Below are 18,335 nucleotides of genomic sequence, written 5' to 3' on the forward strand. Positions count from 1 at the left end.
ACCGTCGCCAAAGAATTTGTTGACGTCGATCGTCGTACGCGATTCCGGTTTTGACTTGGAATCTGATGGACTTCGTGGACTATAAATGGTGTGATAAATTATGGCAACTAAGCGCAAGCGCGCCGGAGGCATCTCCGTGCCCGCCCTCATCCTGGACAATCTCGGATACCTCTCCTTTTTGGGAGTGTTAGCGCTCCTGTACATTGGTAACGCACACTACGCGGAATACAACGTCCGCCAGATTCAGGAACTCGAGTCCGATATCAAAGAAAAACGCTGGCTCTACATGTCGCTGCAGAGCGAAAACATGTACAACGGACTTCGTTCCGAAGTCGTCGACCAGGTTCGCCCCGCCGGACTGCGACTGCACCGGGGCAAGCCGCGAAAGATATACGCCCCCGTGGCGAAATAAATTTTTGTTATCCTGTTCAACACCCGTTAATCGCTTTTTAGCACCACTAATCCCGTTTTGGCCGTAAATTTCAAGGACGAGGTACTTATTCGCATCTTCGCGATCCTGGCGGTAGTCATCGTGCCGGTGGCGGGGCTGTTGGTGTACCGGACCTTCGACATCGCGGTGCTGCGCCAGGCTGAGTTCCAGGAACTGGGGAAGGAAAGGTTCCGGGTAGTCACCGTACAGGCCGAGCGGGGAAATATCTACGGTCGCAACGATAATCTGCTGGCGACGTCGGTTCCCTACTTCAGTCTGCACTTCGACCCCTACGTGGCCAGCCCGCGTGATTATTACGATAACATCGATAGCCTGGCCATTCTCTTGTCCCGCTACGTCGACAACGAGCACACCGCCGGGTCCTGGCGCGACAGCCTGCTCATGATGCGCGACAGCGTAGCCGGCTCCCCCAATCACTACTTTAAGCTGAAGGAGAGTGTCAGCTACAGCGAATTGTCGCGGATCCGCAAGTTTCCCATTTTCAATCAGGGTCGAATGGGTGGCGGCCTGATCGTGGAGAAGCGGGCCGCCCGTAAACGACCCTTCGGATGGCTGGCCCGGCGCACCATCGGCTACAGCCGGGAATCCGGCGCGAAGGTCGGCCTGGAAGGTGCCTTCGATGCCCAGCTGGCCGGGGAAAGCGGACAACAGGAGATGTTCAATATGGGCAATGGCATTTGGTTGCCTACGGACAACCTATCCATTGTGGAGCCGACATCCGGCGCGGACGTACATACCACCCTGGATGTCAATATGCAGGACATTGCCGAAAACGCTCTGGAAAGGGGCGTGCGTCGACACCGGGCCGAGTGGGGTGCCGCCATCGTAATGGAAGTAGAAACCGGGGCCATACGCGCTATGGCTAACCTCGGAGCGGTGAACGCAGACCGGAACAAGTTCGCCGAGCAGTACAACTACGCCATCTCCCGGGCCAACGAGCCGGGGTCCACCTTTAAACTCGCCACGATGATGGCGCTCCTGGAGGACGGCTACGTCGATCTGGACAGTGAGGTGGATATTGAGAACGGCAAGAAGAAGTTTTACGACCTCACGATGGAGGACTCCAGTCCGGCCAGTCGGGGCTGGCGCGTGGTGAGCGTACGCGACGCCTTCGAGCAGTCGTCCAACGTAGGTATGGCCAAGCTCGTCGATAGCCTGTATAAGGGGAATGAGTTCTCCGAACGCCTGCGCGACTTCCACCTCGACAGCCAGAGCGGCATCGAGCTGGAGGGCGAGCGTACGCCCTTCATTAACGATCCGAGTCAGGATGGTTTCTCCGGCATTTCCCGCGCCTGGATGGCCATCGGTTACGAAAGCCGACTCACTCCGCTTCAGATGCTTACCTTCTATAATACGGTGGCCAACGGGGGTAAAATGATGAAGCCCTACCTGGTTACCAAAGTGGAACGGGGCGGCCGTATACTGGAGAACTATAAGCCAACCGTCATTGACGATGAACTGGCCAGTGCGGAAACCATCGAAGAGCTGCAGTCCCTTCTCGAAGGGGTAGTGGAAAGAGGTACGGCCCGCCGGCTGAAGTCGGAGCAATACCGTTTCGCCGCCAAAACCGGGACGAGTCAGCAGAACTACGGTCACCGCAACCAAAAAACGAAGTACCAGGCAAGTTTCGCCGGCTATTTTCCCGCGGAAAATCCGACCTACAGTATCATTGTGGTAATAAAGGATCCCACCGTCGGCGGCTACTATGGCGGCGAGGTGGCCGGACCAATATTCCGGGAGATTGCCGACAATATTTACAACAGCATGATCGAGGTACACGAGCCCATCAATCGCGGTCCGCGCCCGGTACTCTACGCCGGCGAGTTGCCCAGCCGCGACGCGGGCTACCTGCCGGAACTGGTCGACGTGCTGGATTACGTTAACGTACCCGTCGATACGCTGCCGGACGCCGAATTGGCGGTCATCGGGGCGGGCGACGAAGCGGTCGAACTGGCGGCTATCAATCCGGCGGGGCAGCGCTTCCCCAACGTGCGGGGCATGCGCCTGCGCGATGCGCTGTACGTGCTCGAAAACGACGGCTACGTAGTCCACCCCCGCGGTGTCGGACGCGTGGTCAATATGCGCTGGCAGAGCGACGGCAACGGACAGCCCGGTCGCGACGTAGAACTCATACTCCGATAACATGCAGCTTCAAGCCCTCATCGCGCCACTTACCGTCAGCTCCCTCACCGGGGCAACGGAAGGTCGTGCCATCGAGGGTGTGACCTTTGACAGCCGCAAGGTCGGCGAAGGCTACCTCTTTGTCGCGGTGCCCGGCACCCGGGTGGACGGACACGACTACCTCGATCAAGCCGTTAAGGCGGGAGCTACGGCCCTCATAGTGGAGGAAGGCCGCGTCTCAGATAATGTCCTGCCCAACGACACGGTAACGGTGATCACCGTCCGCGACAGTGCCGCCGCGCTTGCCCTCATCGCGGACGTGTGGTACGATTCACCCAGCCAGGCCATGAAACTGGTGGGCATTACCGGTACGAACGGCAAGACCACGGTAGCGACGTTGTTGCACGATCTCTATACTTCGCTGGGTTTCCGATCCGGCTTACTGTCGACGGTAGAGATCCGTATCGGCCGCGAACGCCGCGATGCGACCCATACCACCCCGGACGCGCTGGCCATACACGCCGCCCTCGCTGAAATGCGCGACGCACGCGTGGACTACGTCTTCATGGAAGTCAGCAGCCACGCCGTCCATCAGAAACGCACGCTGGGACTGGACTTTGACGGGGGCGTATTCACGAACATCACCCACGATCACCTCGACTACCACGGTAGCTTCGCGGAGTACCTGGCCGCGAAAAAGGCTTTCTTCGATCAGCTCCCCGCGGGCAGTTTTGCCCTCTCCAACGCCGACGATCGCCGGGGAGACGTTATGCTGCAGAATACGGCAGCGGCCAAGCATCGCTACAGCCTGCGCTCCAACGTGGAGTTTCACGGCCGCCTGATCGCAAATACGCCACAGGGGCTGCAGCTGGACATAAACGGTACGGAGGTATTCTTCCCGATGCTCGGTCGCTTCAATGCCTACAACCTGCTGGCCGCCTACGGTACGGCGGTGTTGCTCGGTCAGTACGAGCAGGAAATACTGGTTAGCCTGAGTGCCCTGAAGGGGGCGGAGGGTCGGTTGGAGGCGGTAGCCGATCCCGCGGGCCGGGTGACCGCGCTGGTGGATTACGCCCATACCCCCGATGCCCTGCGCAACGTACTTGAAACCCTGCGGGCCCTCTTGCCGGAAGGCCACCGACTCACCTGCGTGGTGGGCGCGGGAGGAGACCGGGACCGTACCAAGCGTCCGGAAATGGCCCGCATCGCCGCCGAACTGGCCGATCAGGTTATCCTGACCAGTGATAATCCGCGTTCGGAGTCACCCGACGCGATACTGAGCGAGATGGAAGCGGGCCTATCCGCCGAAGCCATGCGCCGCGTGCTGCGCATCACCGACCGCCGCCAGGCCATCCGCACCGCCGTTCGTCTGGGTAACGAGGTTCTTCTCGTCGCCGGGAAAGGCCACGAAACCTACCAGGAAATCCAGGGGCAGCGACTGCCCTTCGACGACCGGAAGGAATTAGCTCAAGCCCTAAAAGAATTCGCCCGTGTTAATTGAGCTAGTCGACTGGTTAAAGGCCACTTTTGGAGACTTCCCCGGTGGGAACCTGCTGGACTTCCTCAGCTTCCGGGCGGGGGTAGCCATCATCGTCTCCCTGGTCCTTAGTATGGTGACGGGTGGTCGCATCATCCGGTACCTACGCAAGAAGCAGATCGGGGAATCCGTGCGCGACCTCGGGCTGGAAGGGCAGATGGAAAAGAAAGGAACGCCTACGATGGGCGGCGTCATCATCCTGTTGGCAGTACTGGTTCCGTGCCTGCTCTTTGCCCGGCTGGATAATATCTACCTGATCACCATGCTGGTAGCTACGGTATGGATGGGAGCCATCGGCTTCGTCGACGACTACCTGAAGATCAAGCATAAGAACAAGGACGGACTGGCGGGTAAATTCAAGATCCTCGGGCAGGTTGGCCTCGGCTTGCTCATCGCCCTTATTATGCTCTTCAACGAGCAGGTCGTGGTGCGCCTCGACGTCGACAGTGCCCAGGAGATCGGCATCAGCGACGCCCAGCAGGCCGGACCGGTAGAGACGATCCAACTGGATAACGGGCAGATCGTGCAGCGGGCCAACTACCGGACCACCCTTACGAACGTGCCCTTCATCAAGGACAGCGTGATGACCTACGCCGACGTCTTCAACATCGGCCGTCACCTGGTGTGGATCATCTTCGTGCCCCTCATCATCTTTATCGTGACCGCAGTATCCAACGCCGCCAACCTGACCGACGGTCTGGACGGTCTGGCTACGGGCACCTCGGCCATCATCGCCGGAACGCTGGCGGTCTTCGCCTACGTGGGCAGTAACGCCATCGCGGCCAACTACCTCGGCATCCTGCACCTGCCGGGTACCCAGGAACTGATCGTCTTCAGCGGCTGTCTGCTGGGCGCTTGTCTCGGGTTCCTGTGGCACAACAGCTTCCCGGCCTCCGTCTTCATGGGCGATACCGGGTCATTGGCCCTAGGGGGCATCATCGCCGCCCTGGCGATCCTGCTGCGTAAGGAGCTACTGATTCCCATCCTCTGCGGCATCTTCGTGATCGAGAACCTGTCCGTGATGGCCCAGGTGGGCTACTTTAAGTATACCCGCAAGAAATACGGTGAAGGGCGCCGCATCCTCCGGATGTCGCCCCTGCATCACCACTACCAGAAAAGCGGCATGTCCGAAGTCAAGATCGTGATCCGCTTCTGGATCATCGGTATCCTGCTGGCCGTTGCCACCATCCTGACCCTTAAACTCCGCTAATCCCCGTGAGCAAACGACTAGTCATCCTCGGTGCCGGTGAATCCGGAGCAAGTGCCGCCCGCCTCGGGCAGCGCGAGGGGTACGACGTATTCGTCAGTGACGCCGGTGCCGGCAACGACACCTACCTGGCGGAACTGCGGGAGGCGGGGATCGAATTCGAGACGGGAGGCCACAGCCGTCACCGTCTCCTACAGGCCGATGTCGTGGTCAAAAGCCCCGGTATTCCGGATACGGCCAACATCATCAAGATGATCGACCAGGCCGGCATCCTGATCGTCTCCGAAATCGAGTTTGCCTTCCGCTACGTAGCACAGGACGCTACCATCGTGGGCATAACCGGTAGCAATGGCAAGACGACGACAACCATGCTGACCCACCACCTGCTGCAGACCGCCGGCGAGCGTGTCATGGCCGGAGGAAACCTGGGCGATAGCTTCGCCCGGCTGCTGGTGGACCATGAACCACAAGATATCTACGTACTGGAACTGAGCAGCTTCCAGTTGGACGGGATTGTCGACTTCCGCCCGGATATCGCGACCATCCTCAACATTACCCCGGATCACCTCGACCGCTACGAGTATAAGCTGGAGAAGTACGCCGACAGCAAGTTCCGAATTGCCCGCCGGCAAAGGGCCTCGGATCATTTGCTGATACTCGACGACCCGGAAACCATTGCACCTGCGCGCCGCCGCAATAAAACGGAGGCCGCTGTAACGGTTATCGATCCGGAGAAGGATATCGACGGTAGCCGGATCACGGTGCAGGAGCAGGTATTCGATCTGAGCGGCAGCTCGCTACGCGGCCGCCACAATGCGATGAACGCCCTCTTTGCCGTCCGCATCGCGCTGCTGCTGAACGTGAGCCCCGAAGAGATCAGGGTGGGGCTGGAAAGCTTCGTTCCCGCCGCCCACCGCATGGAGGTCATCCCGACTACGGACGGCCGTACCTGGATCAACGATAGCAAGGCCACCAACGTGGACTCCACCTATTTCGCCCTCGAGGCCATGGACGGTCCCACCGTCTGGATCGCCGGCGGAACCGACAAGGGCAACGACTACGCGCCGCTGCGCGAACTGCTGAACGGAAAGGTGCATACGCTGATCTGCCTGGGGGTAGATAACAAAAAACTGAAGGAGGCCTTCGCGGACATCGACCGGGTGGTCGAGTGCCAGAGTGCCGAACGGGCCGTCGAACTGGCACGGGAGTACGCCGGAGCGGGTGACCGTATCCTGCTAAGCCCGGCCTGCGCCAGCTTCGACCTATTCAAGAACTACATGGACCGCGGGGATCAGTTCCGCGAGCATGTCAAACGTCAAGTCGCATGAGCATCTCCACACGCATAGCTACCGAGCTGCGCGGCGACCGCGTTCTCTGGGCCATCATAATCATCCTGTCGCTGATCTCCATGGTCGCGGTCTACAGCGCGGTGGCCAACCTGGCGTACCGCAATGCCGACGGCGCGGTGAACGGCTACATCTTCAAGCACGGCGTGATCCTCGGATTCGGGCTCATCATCGTATACATCGGTCACCTGCTGGCCTACACCAAGTACAGCCGATGGGCGCCGACGATGCTTATCATCGCCATTATCCTGCTGTTACTCACGCAGGTATTTGGTACCGAGATCAACGGGGCCAAGCGCTGGCTGACTATACCCGGCATCAACCTGACCTTTCAGAGTTCGGACTTCGCCAAGCTGGCGCTCATCCTCTTCGTAGCCCGTGCGATCGGATCCAAGCAGGACGTGATCAAGGACTTCCGGGAAGCCTTCGTTCCGATCATCCTACCAGTGCTGGGCATCTGTCTACTGATCGCCCTGAGTGACCTTTCTTCGGCTATCATGCTCTTCGTGATCTGCATTCTGATGATGATCGTGGGACGCGTGGCGATGCAGTACATCCTGATGCTGATCCTGCTGGGCATCAGTGTATTCAGTATGCTGGTCATGGTGGGGTCGAAATACCCCCAACTCGTGCCGCGGGCTGCCACCTGGGAGAAGCGGATCGAGACCTACTTCAACCCCTCCGCGGCGAAGGTGGACGACCGCCGGCAGATTACCGGGGCGATGATTGCCATTGCTAACGGGGGTGTCATCGGTGTCGGGCCGGGAAATTCTACCCAGCGTCATACGCTGTACAGTGCCCAGTCTGACTTTATTTACAGCATTATCGTGGAGGAGTACGGCGCGATAGGTGGTACGTTGCTGATCGCGATCTACCTCTTGCTGTTCTTCCGGGTTATCCGCTTGGTGACGCGAAGTAGTAAAGCCTTCGGGGCGATGGTGGCCTTCGGGATCGGATTAAGCCTCTTGTTGCAGGCCTTCCTGAACATCGCCGTCAACCTGGACTTGTTACCGGTAACCGGCCTGACGCTCCCCCTCGTGAGCATGGGCGGTACTAGCCTTTTATTCACCTGTATTGCGCTAGGCATCCTGATGTCCGTATCGAAATACATAGAAGCCGTGAACGCCGATGCAACCTAAGCGACCCCTCCGATTTATCGTGAGTGGCGGCGGTACCGGCGGCCACATCTTCCCGGCGATCGCCATCGCCGACGAGCTCCGCCGTCTACGGCCGGACGCCGAATTCCTGTTCGTAGGCGCGAAGGGGAAAATGGAGATGGAAAAGGTTCCCGCGGCGGGCTACCGCATCGAGGGGCTGTGGATCAGCGGCCTCCAGCGGCGGCTGACCCTGGACAATCTGAGTTTCCCGGTGAAGGTGCTGAGCAGCCTGTTCCGCAGCCAGCAGATCCTGCGGGAATTCCGGCCGGATGCCGTCATCGGCACCGGTGGCTACGCCGGTGGCCCGGTCCTGTACGCGGCAGCCAAGCAGGGCATCCCCACGCTGATTCAGGAGCCGAATGCCTTTGCCGGCCTGGCCAACAAGTGGCTCGGTAGCAAGGTGGACAAGATCTGCGTGGCCTTTCCCGGCATGTCCAAATTCTTCCCCAGCCAGAAGCTGGTGATCACGGGAAATCCGGTCCGCGAACAACTGCTGGAACGGGCGCGCCAAATGGAAGCCGACGGGTCGAACACCGTCTTGCTGATGGGTGGATCGGGCGGTGCCCGCTCCCTCAACGAAGCCATGGCCGCCTCGACCGACCGGATCGCCGCCCGCCCCGACGTACGCTGGGTATGGCAGTGCGGAAAGAACTACCTCGATGCGTTCCATGAGTGTGAGACCGCCCGGCTCCCCAACGTGACCATCACGGCATTCCTGGATAAAATGGACGAGGCCTACGCCCAGGCCACCGTGGTCATCGGTCGGGCCGGCTCGACCACCATCGCCGAGATCGAGTACCTGGGCAAACCCGCCATACTGGTACCTTCGCCCTGGGTGGCCGAGGACCACCAGACGCGCAACGCCGAAGCCCTCACCGAGCGGAATGCCGCGGTTCTCGTAGCCGATAGCGAGGTCAACGAAAAGCTCGTACCGACCGCTCTCGAGCTAATCGACGATCCGCAGCGGCGGCAAGCGTTGGGCGGCGCAGCGCAGGAACAAGCCAAACCCGGCGCAGTCAAGCGAATTGCCGACGAGGTTCTTCAACTCATTATTACACACCCAGAAAAAAGCGATATCCATGCAGCTGTCTGACGTCGGGCGCGTATACTTCATCGGCATCGGTGGCATTGGTATGTCGGCCGTGGCCCGCTACTTCCGTAGCCGGGGGATTGAAGTATCCGGATACGACAAGACCTCCACCGTACTGACCCGGCGGCTGGAGCAGGAGGGCATGGCTATCCACTACGATGCTCAGCCGGAGTCGCTCCCGGCGCCCGGTGACGATCTGCTGGTGGTCTATACCCCCGCCATCCCGAAGAACTTTCCCGAGCTGGTACAGGTGCAGCAGGGCGGTTATCACCTCATGAAACGCTCCGAGGTACTCGGGCTCATCAGCCGCGAGATGCGCTGCGTGGGTATTGCCGGTACCCACGGCAAGACGACCACTACGACCATCACGACCTACCTGATGGCAACCGCCGGACTGGACCCCTCCGCCTTCCTTGGCGGCATAGCCCGGGATTTTGACGGCAACTACGTACACGGCGATAGCGACTGGGTGGTCGTGGAGGCTGACGAGTACGACCGCAGCTTCCTGCGGCTGAGTCCGGAAATCGCGGTGGTTTTATCCACCGATCCCGACCACCTCGATATCTACGGCGATCACGGGCAGATGCTGGAAACGGGTTTCCGTGCCTATGCCAAACGCGTGAAGCCGGGTGGCCAGCTGATTGTCCGCTACGACGTGGCGGAGCACTTCGCCGACATCGAGAACGTGATGGTGTCGACCTTCGGGATCGGCGCCGGCGACTTCTGTGCTCAGAACATTCGGGTGGAAGACGGTGCCTTTCACTTCGACCTCCGGGAGCCGGACGGTCACCTCATCAACGGTTTGCGCACGGCGCTGCCCGGGCGGCACAACGTAGAGAACGCCGTGGCGGCCTGCGCCGTTACCCGCCTGGCAGGCGGCAACCAGGAAGATCTGCGGGAGGGACTGGCCAATTTTCACGGCATCGCCCGGCGTTTCGAGACCGTGCTCAAAAATGGGCGGCTGGTGATCATTGACGATTACGCCCACCATCCCACCGAACTGACGGCGGCCATCTCGGCTGCCCGTGAGTTGTATCCGAACCGGACCATCCGGGGCGTCTTCCAGCCCCACCTGTATAGCCGCACCCAGGACTTTGCCGCTGGATTTGCCCGGGCACTGGACCTGCTGGACGAAGCCATCATCATACCGATCTATCCGGCGCGCGAGGAACCCATTCCCGGGGTGACCAGCCAGCTGGTTTACGGGATGATGAAGAACGAAAAACGCCGCTTGCTCAGCGAAACGCAAATGCTGGAGGCGACGGCGGAACTAAAGGACGGCGTGCTGCTGTTACTCGGCGCCGGCAACATCGATGCCCTGGTAACGCGGGTAGTCGCTCAGCACCGTAAAACAACGAATGATGACCAATAAAGAACACGGCAGCAGGGTAGCCCGCTTCTTTGCGGGCATCTTCATCGGCATCCGTACCTACGGCTGGATCTTCGTCGCCCTGGCCGTCGTCGCCCTGGCCATCAGCGCGATCTCGGAACGGGAATCCGCCCATATCTCGGCTATCCGGCCGGAGGTGATTCCTCTGGAGGACGGTGCTAACCTGGTCGAGGCCGAAGAACTTATGGAACTGCTATCCGCCAGCTTCACCAAATCGCTGGATCAACTCAAGCTCTCCGACGTGGACGTCGAAAGGGTGGAGGAAGTGCTGGAAAGCCAGGCCTTCGTCGGCGACGCGGAAGCCTACGTGGATGCCGACTTGGTGCTGAATATCAGTGTCCGGCAACGGGTGCCGCTCCTGCGCATCATTGCCGATAACGGACAGAACTACTACCTTGACCGGGAAGGCATCCGGCTGCCCCTGAGCCAGAACTATACCGTCCGCGTACCCGTGGTAACGGGCAACGTGGTCCCCTGGTCGGAAGACTACCGCGAAAAGCCCGACCACCAACTCGGGCAGTTGATGGCCCTGGGGGATCTGCTACGGCACGATCCGTTCCTGGCCGCGCTCATCGAGCAGATTGACATCACCGATACCGGCGAGCTGGTGCTGGCCCCCAAGGTGGGCGACCAGGTCGTGTACCTGGGACGCTACGACGAAGAGATGACCCCCGCCCGACTGGAGCGGCTCAAAATATTTTACCGCGAAGGACTTCCGTACGAGGGTTGGCGGAAGTACCGGAGTTTCGACCTGCGTTATGCTGACCAGGTCGTCGCTAAAAAAGCCTAAATCAAAAACTATCGGGCCGTGGCTAATGACCCTAACCACCGCCTTTATTTTTTCGCTAAACAATAGGATATAATGACTGATACCACTCAAAAACAAACTATAGCCGCCCTGGACATCGGCACCACCAAGGTTTGCGCCCTCGTGGGCAGGCGCGACGAGCACGGCCGGGTAGAGATACTCGGCACGGGCAAGGTGGAGTCCGAGGGGGTAATGCGCGGCGTCGTCTCGAATATCGAGAAGACCGTCCGGGCCATCTCTGAAGCCCGCCGCTTGGCCGAACAGGCCAGTGGCGAGTCCTTCGACACCGTCCACGTCGGGATCGCCGGGCAGCACATCAAGTCGCTACAACACCGCGGCATGCTGATGCGGGATAATTCCCACTCGGAGATCAGCCAGCGTGACATCGACCGGCTGATCTCGGATATGCACAAGCTCGTCCTGCCTCCCGGAGATAAGATCCTGCACGTTATCCCCCAGGAGTACACCGTGGACAACGAGCAGGGTATCGTCGACCCGATCGGCATGTCCGGTTCCAAGCTGGAAGCGAATTTCCACATCATTACCGGCCAGATCACGGCCAGTAACAACATCAACCGCTGCGTGGAACGTGCCGGCCTCCACATGGCCAACGTCACCCTGGAGCCCATTGCCAGTTCCGCTTCGGTACTCTACGAAGACGAGAAGCACGCCGGCGTAGCGCTCGTCGACATTGGCGGAGGCACCACGGACATTACCATCTTCCAGGAGGGGATCATCCGCCACACCGCGGTCATTCCCTTCGGCGGCCACGTTATTACGAAGGACATCAAGTCGGGCTGCACCGTCATGGAGCAGCACGCCGAAAAGCTGAAGGTGAACTACGGTTCCGCCCTGGCCAGCGAAGTATACGAGAACCGGGTGATCGTTATTCCGGGGCTGCGCGGTCGCGAACCCAAGGAGATCAGCGAAAAGAACCTGGCGCTCATCATCCAGGCCCGCGCCGAGGAGATCCTCGACCACGTCCTCTGGGAGATCCGCCGGGCCGGTTTTGACGGCAGTCAACTGATCGGCGGCATCGTGCTGACCGGCGGTGGAGCACTGCTGCGTGACTTTGACAAGCTAACGGAGCTGCACACCGGTCTGAGTGCCCGTATCGGATCGCCGGTGGAGCACCTGGCCCATGGATACACCGAAAAGCTGACCAGCCCGATATACGCTACCGGGGTGGGCTTGCTCCTGCAGGGTTTTGCCGATATTGACGCTGGTCGCGTCGTTGTCGCCAAGCCGAAGAAGGAAGAGCCGGTCACCGAATTGGAGCTCGAGGAACAGATCAAGGAAGAGGCCAGCGGGCCGACCTGGTTCGACAACGTCTTTAAGCGCACCAAGGAGTGGTTCGAAGCCGAGCCCGACAGCGACTTCTAGCAAACACCCCACATACTAAACAACCATTCAAAAGTCACTCGGCAGCACAAGACCATCCAAGCGAACGGCACGGCGGCACGAGATCAACATACAATAATGACTATCGACTTCCCACAGGGAGAATCTCCCATCATCAAAGTGATCGGCGTAGGCGGCGGCGGCAGCAACGCGGTCAATCACATGTACAATCAGGGTATTGTTGGCGTCGACTTCGCCATCTGCAATACCGACCATCAGGCCATGGAGCTCAGCAACGTGCCGACCAAGATCCAGCTCGGCCCCGCCCTCACCGAAGGACGCGGAGCGGGATCCAAACCCAACGTAGGTAAGCTCGCCTGCGAGGAAAGCATCGAGGAGGTGCGTAAATACCTCGACAATAACTGCCGGATGCTCTTCGTCACCGCCGGTATGGGCGGTGGTACCGGAACCGGAGCGGCACCCATCATCGCGCGTACCGCACGGGAAATGAATATTCTTACGGTAGGTATCGTAACGCTGCCCTTCACCTTCGAGGGACGTCGCCGTGCCAATAACGGTATGGACGGTCTTCAGGAACTGAAGGATAACGTCGATACCCTCATCGTGATCTCCAACGATAAGCTGCGGCAGATCCACGGAAACCTGAACCTCAGCGAAGCCTTCTCCAAGGCCGATAACATCCTGACCACCGCGGCTAAGGGTATCGCGGAGATCATTACCGTTGCCGGTTACGTCAACGTTGACTTCGAGGACGTTAATACCGTCATGCGCGACAGTGGCGTAGCGATCATGGGTACGGCCAGTGCCGATGGCGACGACCGCGCCCGCGTAGCCGTCGATCAGGCGCTCCACAGCCCGCTGCTCGAGGACAACGATATCCGGGGTGCCAACCACATCCTGCTCAACATCACCAGTGGTAACCGCGAAGTCACCATGGATGAGATCTTCGAGATCACGGAATTCGTGCAGGAGGAAGCCGGCTACGGTACCGACCTTATCTGGGGTAACTGCTTCGACGAAAGCCTGGGCGACAAGGTCAGCGTGACCGTCATCGCTACCGGCTTTGGCGACAAGAAGTACGTCAACCGCGGCGTGGCCCCCGAGCGGCAGTTCGTTCACCTGGATGAGGACCGGCAGAAGGAACGCCGCGCCTCCCTGGAGGATATTACCGGCGAAGATGAGGCCGTTGGATTCGGCAAGCCCGACCAGACCAAGACCTTTGAATTCGAGGATATGGAAGAGGCGAAGGCGCGGCTACGGGCCCGCCGCCGCGACAGCGGTAGCTTCGCCAGCAACTACCTGCAGGAAGAAGAGGACGCCCGCCGTGAGGCCCAGCGCCGTGAAATGGAATTGCGCGATCGCGAACGCCGCGAGGCCCTGCGCCAGCGGACCGAATTGCCCAAACTGAGCAACCCGAAGGTGGTCAACGAGCTGGAAAATCAGCCCGCCTACCTACGCCGCAACGTCCAGCTGGACGCCAGCAAGCCCGGGGAGCAGGAGGAAGTCAGCCGCTGGAGCATCACCGACGATGAGAAGGTACCGCTGCGCCGCAACAACTCCTTCCTCCACGACAATGTCGACTAACCGTTCTAAGTCTCAATTTAATACGTCTATTATATCCGTTTTCTACTGAAGCTGGTGCGCCACGTGCCCCAGCCTTAGTATTCACACCGTTTTAGCTTTGTAGCGGGTAGCGAGGGGTCAATCTCGCTGCCCGCTTTTTCATCCGTGTCTGACCATTACAGCAAGGCACATGCAAACCGTAATACAAAAATCCTATCCTATGACCCTTTCCCGCCTATTTTGCCTACTCGTCCTCATTACCTCTTTCGCCTGCCAGGACGACGATGATATTGAGCCCGTCCAATCCCGGTTTCTCCCAGAAGACGTACCGGGGATTTACTATGCGGATGAACCGGACGGTGAATTCGACCTCATTTACGATAGTTTAATTGCACGCGTCGGTAGCAGTAGTGTTACTACCCTGGCAGCCGAGATCGATCACGCGCAAAATGCCGCCGGCGTCGGATTTACTATGCGTCCTACCCGCTTGGTTATGATGAGCTTCCCAAATGAAGACGGCTCGCTTATCGAAGTTAATCCGCTAGCCGGCCTGGACGTTCCCCAGAAAATGCTGACCTACGAAGCGGAGGCCGGAACAGTGCTGATGATCTTCAACGATACCAAGTATTTGGCCGACCGCTACGGTGTACAGGATGCTTCAATCCTTAGTTCCATACTCAACACGCTCGGGAATTTGCCGCAATTATCGGGTGTTACCGGTAACGTGTACGCAAATAATGAGCCAACTGAATTAGAGGAGGGAATAATTACCTACACCGCCGGCGGATCGGTCGATTCGGTCTATACGGCCCTACGCGGCGCGCTTCAATCGAACAGGGCTATTTCCATTATCACCGAAGTGGATCACCAGGCAAATGCGACCCAGGTTGGGGTAGAACTGCCTCCGAACCGACTCATCGTTTTCGGCAATCCGAATTTAGGGACCCCGCTGCTGCTGGAAGCCCAGACGATAGGCCTCGACCTGCCCCAAAAGATGGTTGTATTCGAATCGGCCCCAGGGGAAGTAACGGTGGCCTACAACGACCCGTACTATCTCGCGGATCGTCATGGCATAGACGAGTCTACACCGCAGCTGAGCACCATCAGCGATGCCCTGGAAGGGCTGGCCCGTGGTGCATTAGGACTGTAAGCCTAGCCCATACCGAACAAAATGCACACGGACCGACCTATATAAGTGGGAACAAGCAAATGTCTTTGGACGGCTTGTCTTACCTGATCCCATAAATTACTGTTATAGCGTCCGGCCTAACTCACCGGAACATGTAAAAGCCCCTCGCCGAATTTCGGCGGGGGGCTTTCTGCGTGTTAGGATGGTATTTGGGTGCTATCCCAGGGTATAATCCAGCGTGATATTGGTGTTGAGCACCTTCGAGATCGGGCAGTTGATTTTCGCGTCGTTGATGATCTTATCGAACTCATCTTTCTCGATCCCATCTACCTTTGCCTTCGTGGTCAGGTGACTTTCGACGATCTTCTGATCCTGGAAGTCGACCGCGCAGTCGGTAGTCAGTTCCGTGGCCGTGTAACCGGCTTCGCCCAATTTGGCGCTCAGTGCCATGGTGAAGCAGCCGGCGTGAGCCGCGGCGATCAGTTCCTCGGGGTTCGTTCCCTTGCCGTTTTCGAAGCGGCTTTTGTAGGAATAGGAGGTGTGCTCCAGTACGGTACTCTTGGTAGTCAGGTTGCCGGATCCTTCCTTGACGGATCCTTGCCATACGGCGGTTGCAGTACGTTTCATAAGTAATTTGTTTTGTAGCTCCCTTACGAGTACCGGCCCCCTTTTGTTCGTAGCTAGTACCTTACCGACCATGAAGATTGCAGTAGTAAGCGGAGCCAACCGGGGGCTCGGTAAGGAAGTCGTTCGGCAACTTGCGCGCAAGGGAATGCGGGTCATTCTCACCAGCCGGACCGAAAGCGGCAAGGAGGTGGCCCAAGCCTTTCAGGATCAACGGCTGGACGTCGTGTACCACCAATTGGACGTGGCCGACGGACAGAGCATCGACGAACTCGTTGACTACCTGCGGGAAGAATTCGGTACGATCGACATACTGGTCAATAATGCCGGTATTCATTACGACACCTACCAGGATACCCTGACGGCTGACTTCGGCATCGTGGAGGAAGCGTTTCGGGTCAATACGCTCGGGCCCTGGCGGCTCAGCAAGGCGCTTTATCCGCTGCTCCGCAAGGGTGGGGGAGGCCGCATCGTGAACGTATCCAGCTCGAGCGGAAGTTTTGTCGAGTCGTGGCCCGGTACCCCGGCCTACGCCATCACCAAGGCCGGACTGAACATGCTCACCGTAAAGATGGCGGCGGATATGGCCGAGGATCAAATCCTGGTCAATGCCGTTTGCCCAGGATGGGTGCGAACCGAAATGGGCGGCCAGGAAGCCCCCCGCAGCGTGGAAGAAGGAGCCGGCAGCATCGTCTGGGCCGCCCTGATTCCGGATGACGGCCCCACGGCAGGATTTTTCAAGGACGGGGAGCCGGTGAAGTGGTAGAAGTATCGGACTCGGCTAGTCTATAGATAGGCCAGTTTACGGGCGGTATACCCGGTCCACCAATAAGGCGTGCGGCAGCGTGATTAGGCTCACCATGATAAACAGGTAGCTTAGGTCGGGTGTCTGTGGGCCGCGCGCGTGCAACAACAGGTAGGCCACGCCCATCGATACGAAGGCGCCCAGGCTCAGCGGAAGCAACTGCAGTAGATAGGTGGACCACCCACGGGTAAGCCGGTGACGCGTCAGGTAGCGCCACTGTTCGACCAGTGCCGGCAGCGAATGCCAGAGCAGGAAGAATACGGCAAAGCCGAGGAGCAGGTCGGTGCCGAGATAAACGGCGACCAGAATGACCAGGTCGAGTAGCCGCGCCCACTGGCGATTGAGTAGGGCAAAGGAGACGTTTGCCGTCACCAACAATGCCGGTATGCCGCCGCTCCAGCCGGCGGGTAGGTCTACCCGGTAACCCAGCATGCCGGTGATGATGGGCTCGGCCTGCGGATAGTGGTACAGCACCGGAAAGCCGAGTACGAAAGTACCCCACAACAGCCGGTCCGCCAGGTTTCCCCCGTGGGGCTGCCCGAAGTGATACACCGAAACGGCCAGAAATAATAAGAGGGCTACGGCGGGCCACCACCACCAGATCAGCGTATAGCTACCGATTACCCCGACGTAATACACGGCGAAGGCAAACACTGAAAAGGCCGATCCGGCGGACTGGCGGCTACGGAAGATCAGGTGATCCGCTGCCCCGTGCGGGATGCCCAATGCTAGCAAAACCATAGCTATGCCCAGACTGCCGGCCGGCGGCGACAGGAACGCGATGAGCAGCGTAAGCCCACGTATGATCCAGGAGAGCCGGCCACCCGTCGATGCTTGTATCATTACCGGTGTAAAGCCGAATAATCGTAGCCCTGTTCGCGGCTCAGAATTTGGGCCAGCTGGGTCAGCAGGATACCGTAAATCACCTTGGAGGTGATGTCCGCAACGGTGTAGGTCATCTGACGGGCGACAATGCCGGTTTCATTGAAGAACCCGCCTTCAATGCCAAGCAGGTGGGGCATCAGGTAGGCACCGGGATAAAGGAACCAGGAGACGAGGAAGATGATCCAAATGTTGTTGAGTACCTTTTTGGCCGGGTCGGAGAGCCCCTCTTTCCCTTCCTTGATGACCTTGTTCATCAACCAAAGGATGTGTAAAAAGAATACCGTAGAAATAGCGCCCCAGACGAAAAAGGCCGTCAAATTCGTCACCTCGTAATATTGACCGATGTAGCCCGTGATGATCATGAGGGAGCCCGAAAACCAGAACTGATTGCGGATGCTCGAAAAGCTGCTGCTGGTAAGCGACACCACGAACAGAATCTGGAACAACAGCATCGGTACGTCGATCAGCCAATTGAGGTAGCGGTAGCCGTTATTGAAGAGATCGTCGCCTGTGGTTAGGACATATCTGCCGCTGTCCAAATCGAAATTAAAGGTATTGTTCCAGTTCTGCGACTGGACGTACAACAGCAGGAAGGCCGAAACCATCACGACGCCGGACAGCACCGAAGAAATGCGGAACTTTGGAGAAACGTACTTAGTCGTTACTACGAAGTAGAACAGGGCGGCCAGCATCACGGCGTAGCCCAGGGTCAGACAGTGTGCCACCATCTGGTAGGCCATTTCGGAAAGACCGTCCCGCAGGGCGATGTAGTTTTCAAAATTAGCGTTCCCTAGTTGATCCATTTTCCTAGTGTGTTGATTATCTGCGTAATAGCACCCACGAAAAATTGTTTCGCAAAG

Annotated in this window: 16 protein-coding genes; 13 read left to right on the top strand and 3 right to left on the bottom strand. The window is 58.8% G+C overall.

Features of this window, described 5'->3' with window-relative positions; translation table 11 throughout:
- Positions 1–100 precede the first annotated feature (100 nt).
- The 12 genes from DRW39_RS00725 to DRW39_RS00780 all read left to right on the top strand — a co-directional run bounded on the left by DRW39_RS00725 (position 101) and on the right by DRW39_RS00780 (position 15,182).
- Positions 101–412: an FtsL-like putative cell division protein gene (locus tag DRW39_RS00725; protein ID WP_116105078.1), complete on the top strand. Its 312-nt coding sequence runs from the start codon at positions 101–103 to the stop codon at positions 410–412.
- A gap of 57 nt (positions 413–469) precedes the next feature.
- Positions 470–2,593 (top strand): penicillin-binding transpeptidase domain-containing protein, encoded by a 2,124-nt coding sequence (locus DRW39_RS00730; protein WP_116105079.1) that lies wholly within the window; start codon positions 470–472, stop codon positions 2,591–2,593.
- Position 2,594: 1 nt separating this feature from the next.
- Positions 2,595–4,073, top strand: coding sequence for a UDP-N-acetylmuramoyl-L-alanyl-D-glutamate--2,6-diaminopimelate ligase (locus DRW39_RS00735; RefSeq protein WP_116105080.1), 1,479 nt, complete (start codon positions 2,595–2,597; stop codon positions 4,071–4,073).
- Complete coding sequence (mraY, locus tag DRW39_RS00740) at positions 4,063–5,319, top strand: phospho-N-acetylmuramoyl-pentapeptide-transferase (protein ID WP_116105081.1); 1,257 nt, start codon at positions 4,063–4,065, stop codon at positions 5,317–5,319. The genes DRW39_RS00735 and mraY overlap by 11 nt, the downstream gene beginning before the upstream one ends.
- A 5-nt stretch (positions 5,320–5,324) precedes the next feature.
- Positions 5,325–6,644 (top strand): UDP-N-acetylmuramoyl-L-alanine--D-glutamate ligase, encoded by a 1,320-nt coding sequence (gene murD / locus DRW39_RS00745; protein ID WP_116105082.1) that lies wholly within the window; start codon positions 5,325–5,327, stop codon positions 6,642–6,644.
- A complete protein-coding gene (locus DRW39_RS00750) occupies positions 6,641–7,801 on the top strand; it encodes an FtsW/RodA/SpoVE family cell cycle protein (RefSeq protein ID WP_116105083.1) in 1,161 nt (386 codons plus the stop codon). The genes murD and DRW39_RS00750 overlap by 4 nt, the downstream gene beginning before the upstream one ends.
- The gene (gene murG / locus DRW39_RS00755; RefSeq protein WP_116105084.1) at positions 7,791–8,912 is read left to right on the top strand and encodes an undecaprenyldiphospho-muramoylpentapeptide beta-N-acetylglucosaminyltransferase; all 1,122 of its coding nucleotides are present in this window, start codon (positions 7,791–7,793) and stop codon (positions 8,910–8,912) included. Before DRW39_RS00750 ends, murG begins: the two co-directional genes overlap by 11 nt.
- Positions 8,899–10,281: a UDP-N-acetylmuramate--L-alanine ligase gene (gene murC, locus DRW39_RS00760; protein WP_116105085.1), complete on the top strand. Its 1,383-nt coding sequence runs from the start codon at positions 8,899–8,901 to the stop codon at positions 10,279–10,281. The genes murG and murC overlap by 14 nt, the downstream gene beginning before the upstream one ends.
- The gene (locus DRW39_RS00765; RefSeq protein WP_116105086.1) at positions 10,271–11,089 is read left to right on the top strand and encodes a cell division protein FtsQ/DivIB; all 819 of its coding nucleotides are present in this window, start codon (positions 10,271–10,273) and stop codon (positions 11,087–11,089) included. Before murC ends, DRW39_RS00765 begins: the two co-directional genes overlap by 11 nt.
- A 72-nt stretch (positions 11,090–11,161) precedes the next feature.
- Entirely contained in the window at positions 11,162–12,490 is a 1,329-nt protein-coding gene (gene ftsA / locus DRW39_RS00770; RefSeq protein ID WP_116105087.1) for a cell division protein FtsA, read from the top strand.
- A 96-nt stretch (positions 12,491–12,586) separates the two neighbouring features.
- The gene (gene ftsZ, locus DRW39_RS00775) at positions 12,587–14,053 is read left to right on the top strand and encodes a cell division protein FtsZ (protein WP_116105088.1); all 1,467 of its coding nucleotides are present in this window, start codon (positions 12,587–12,589) and stop codon (positions 14,051–14,053) included.
- 199 nt (positions 14,054–14,252) lie between these two features.
- Positions 14,253–15,182: a DUF302 domain-containing protein gene (locus DRW39_RS00780; RefSeq protein WP_198664733.1), complete on the top strand. Its 930-nt coding sequence runs from the start codon at positions 14,253–14,255 to the stop codon at positions 15,180–15,182.
- A gap of 195 nt (positions 15,183–15,377) precedes the next feature.
- Here DRW39_RS00780 and DRW39_RS00785 read toward each other — a convergent pair whose 3' ends face one another.
- Positions 15,378–15,788, bottom strand: coding sequence for an OsmC family protein (locus tag DRW39_RS00785; protein WP_116105788.1), 411 nt, complete (start codon positions 15,786–15,788; stop codon positions 15,378–15,380).
- A 70-nt stretch (positions 15,789–15,858) separates the two neighbouring features.
- On the opposite strand from DRW39_RS00785, the gene DRW39_RS00790 reads away from it, so the two are divergent.
- The gene (locus tag DRW39_RS00790; protein WP_116105090.1) at positions 15,859–16,551 is read left to right on the top strand and encodes an SDR family NAD(P)-dependent oxidoreductase; all 693 of its coding nucleotides are present in this window, start codon (positions 15,859–15,861) and stop codon (positions 16,549–16,551) included.
- A gap of 36 nt (positions 16,552–16,587) precedes the next feature.
- Here the strand turns inward: DRW39_RS00790 and DRW39_RS00795 are convergent, their stop codons facing one another.
- On the bottom strand, positions 16,588–17,433 hold the full coding sequence (locus DRW39_RS00795) for a Brp/Blh family beta-carotene 15,15'-dioxygenase (protein WP_116105091.1): 846 nt from the start codon (positions 17,431–17,433) through the stop codon (positions 16,588–16,590).
- A complete protein-coding gene (locus tag DRW39_RS00800; RefSeq protein ID WP_116105092.1) occupies positions 17,433–18,278 on the bottom strand; it encodes a bacteriorhodopsin in 846 nt (281 codons plus the stop codon). The genes DRW39_RS00795 and DRW39_RS00800 overlap by 1 nt, the downstream gene beginning before the upstream one ends.
- Positions 18,279–18,335 lie beyond the last annotated feature (57 nt).

Origin of the sequence: Lewinella sp. IMCC34191 (genome assembly GCF_003390935.1) — a bacterium.
In the GTDB taxonomy this organism is placed as follows: Bacteria; Bacteroidota; Bacteroidia; order Chitinophagales; family Saprospiraceae; genus Neolewinella.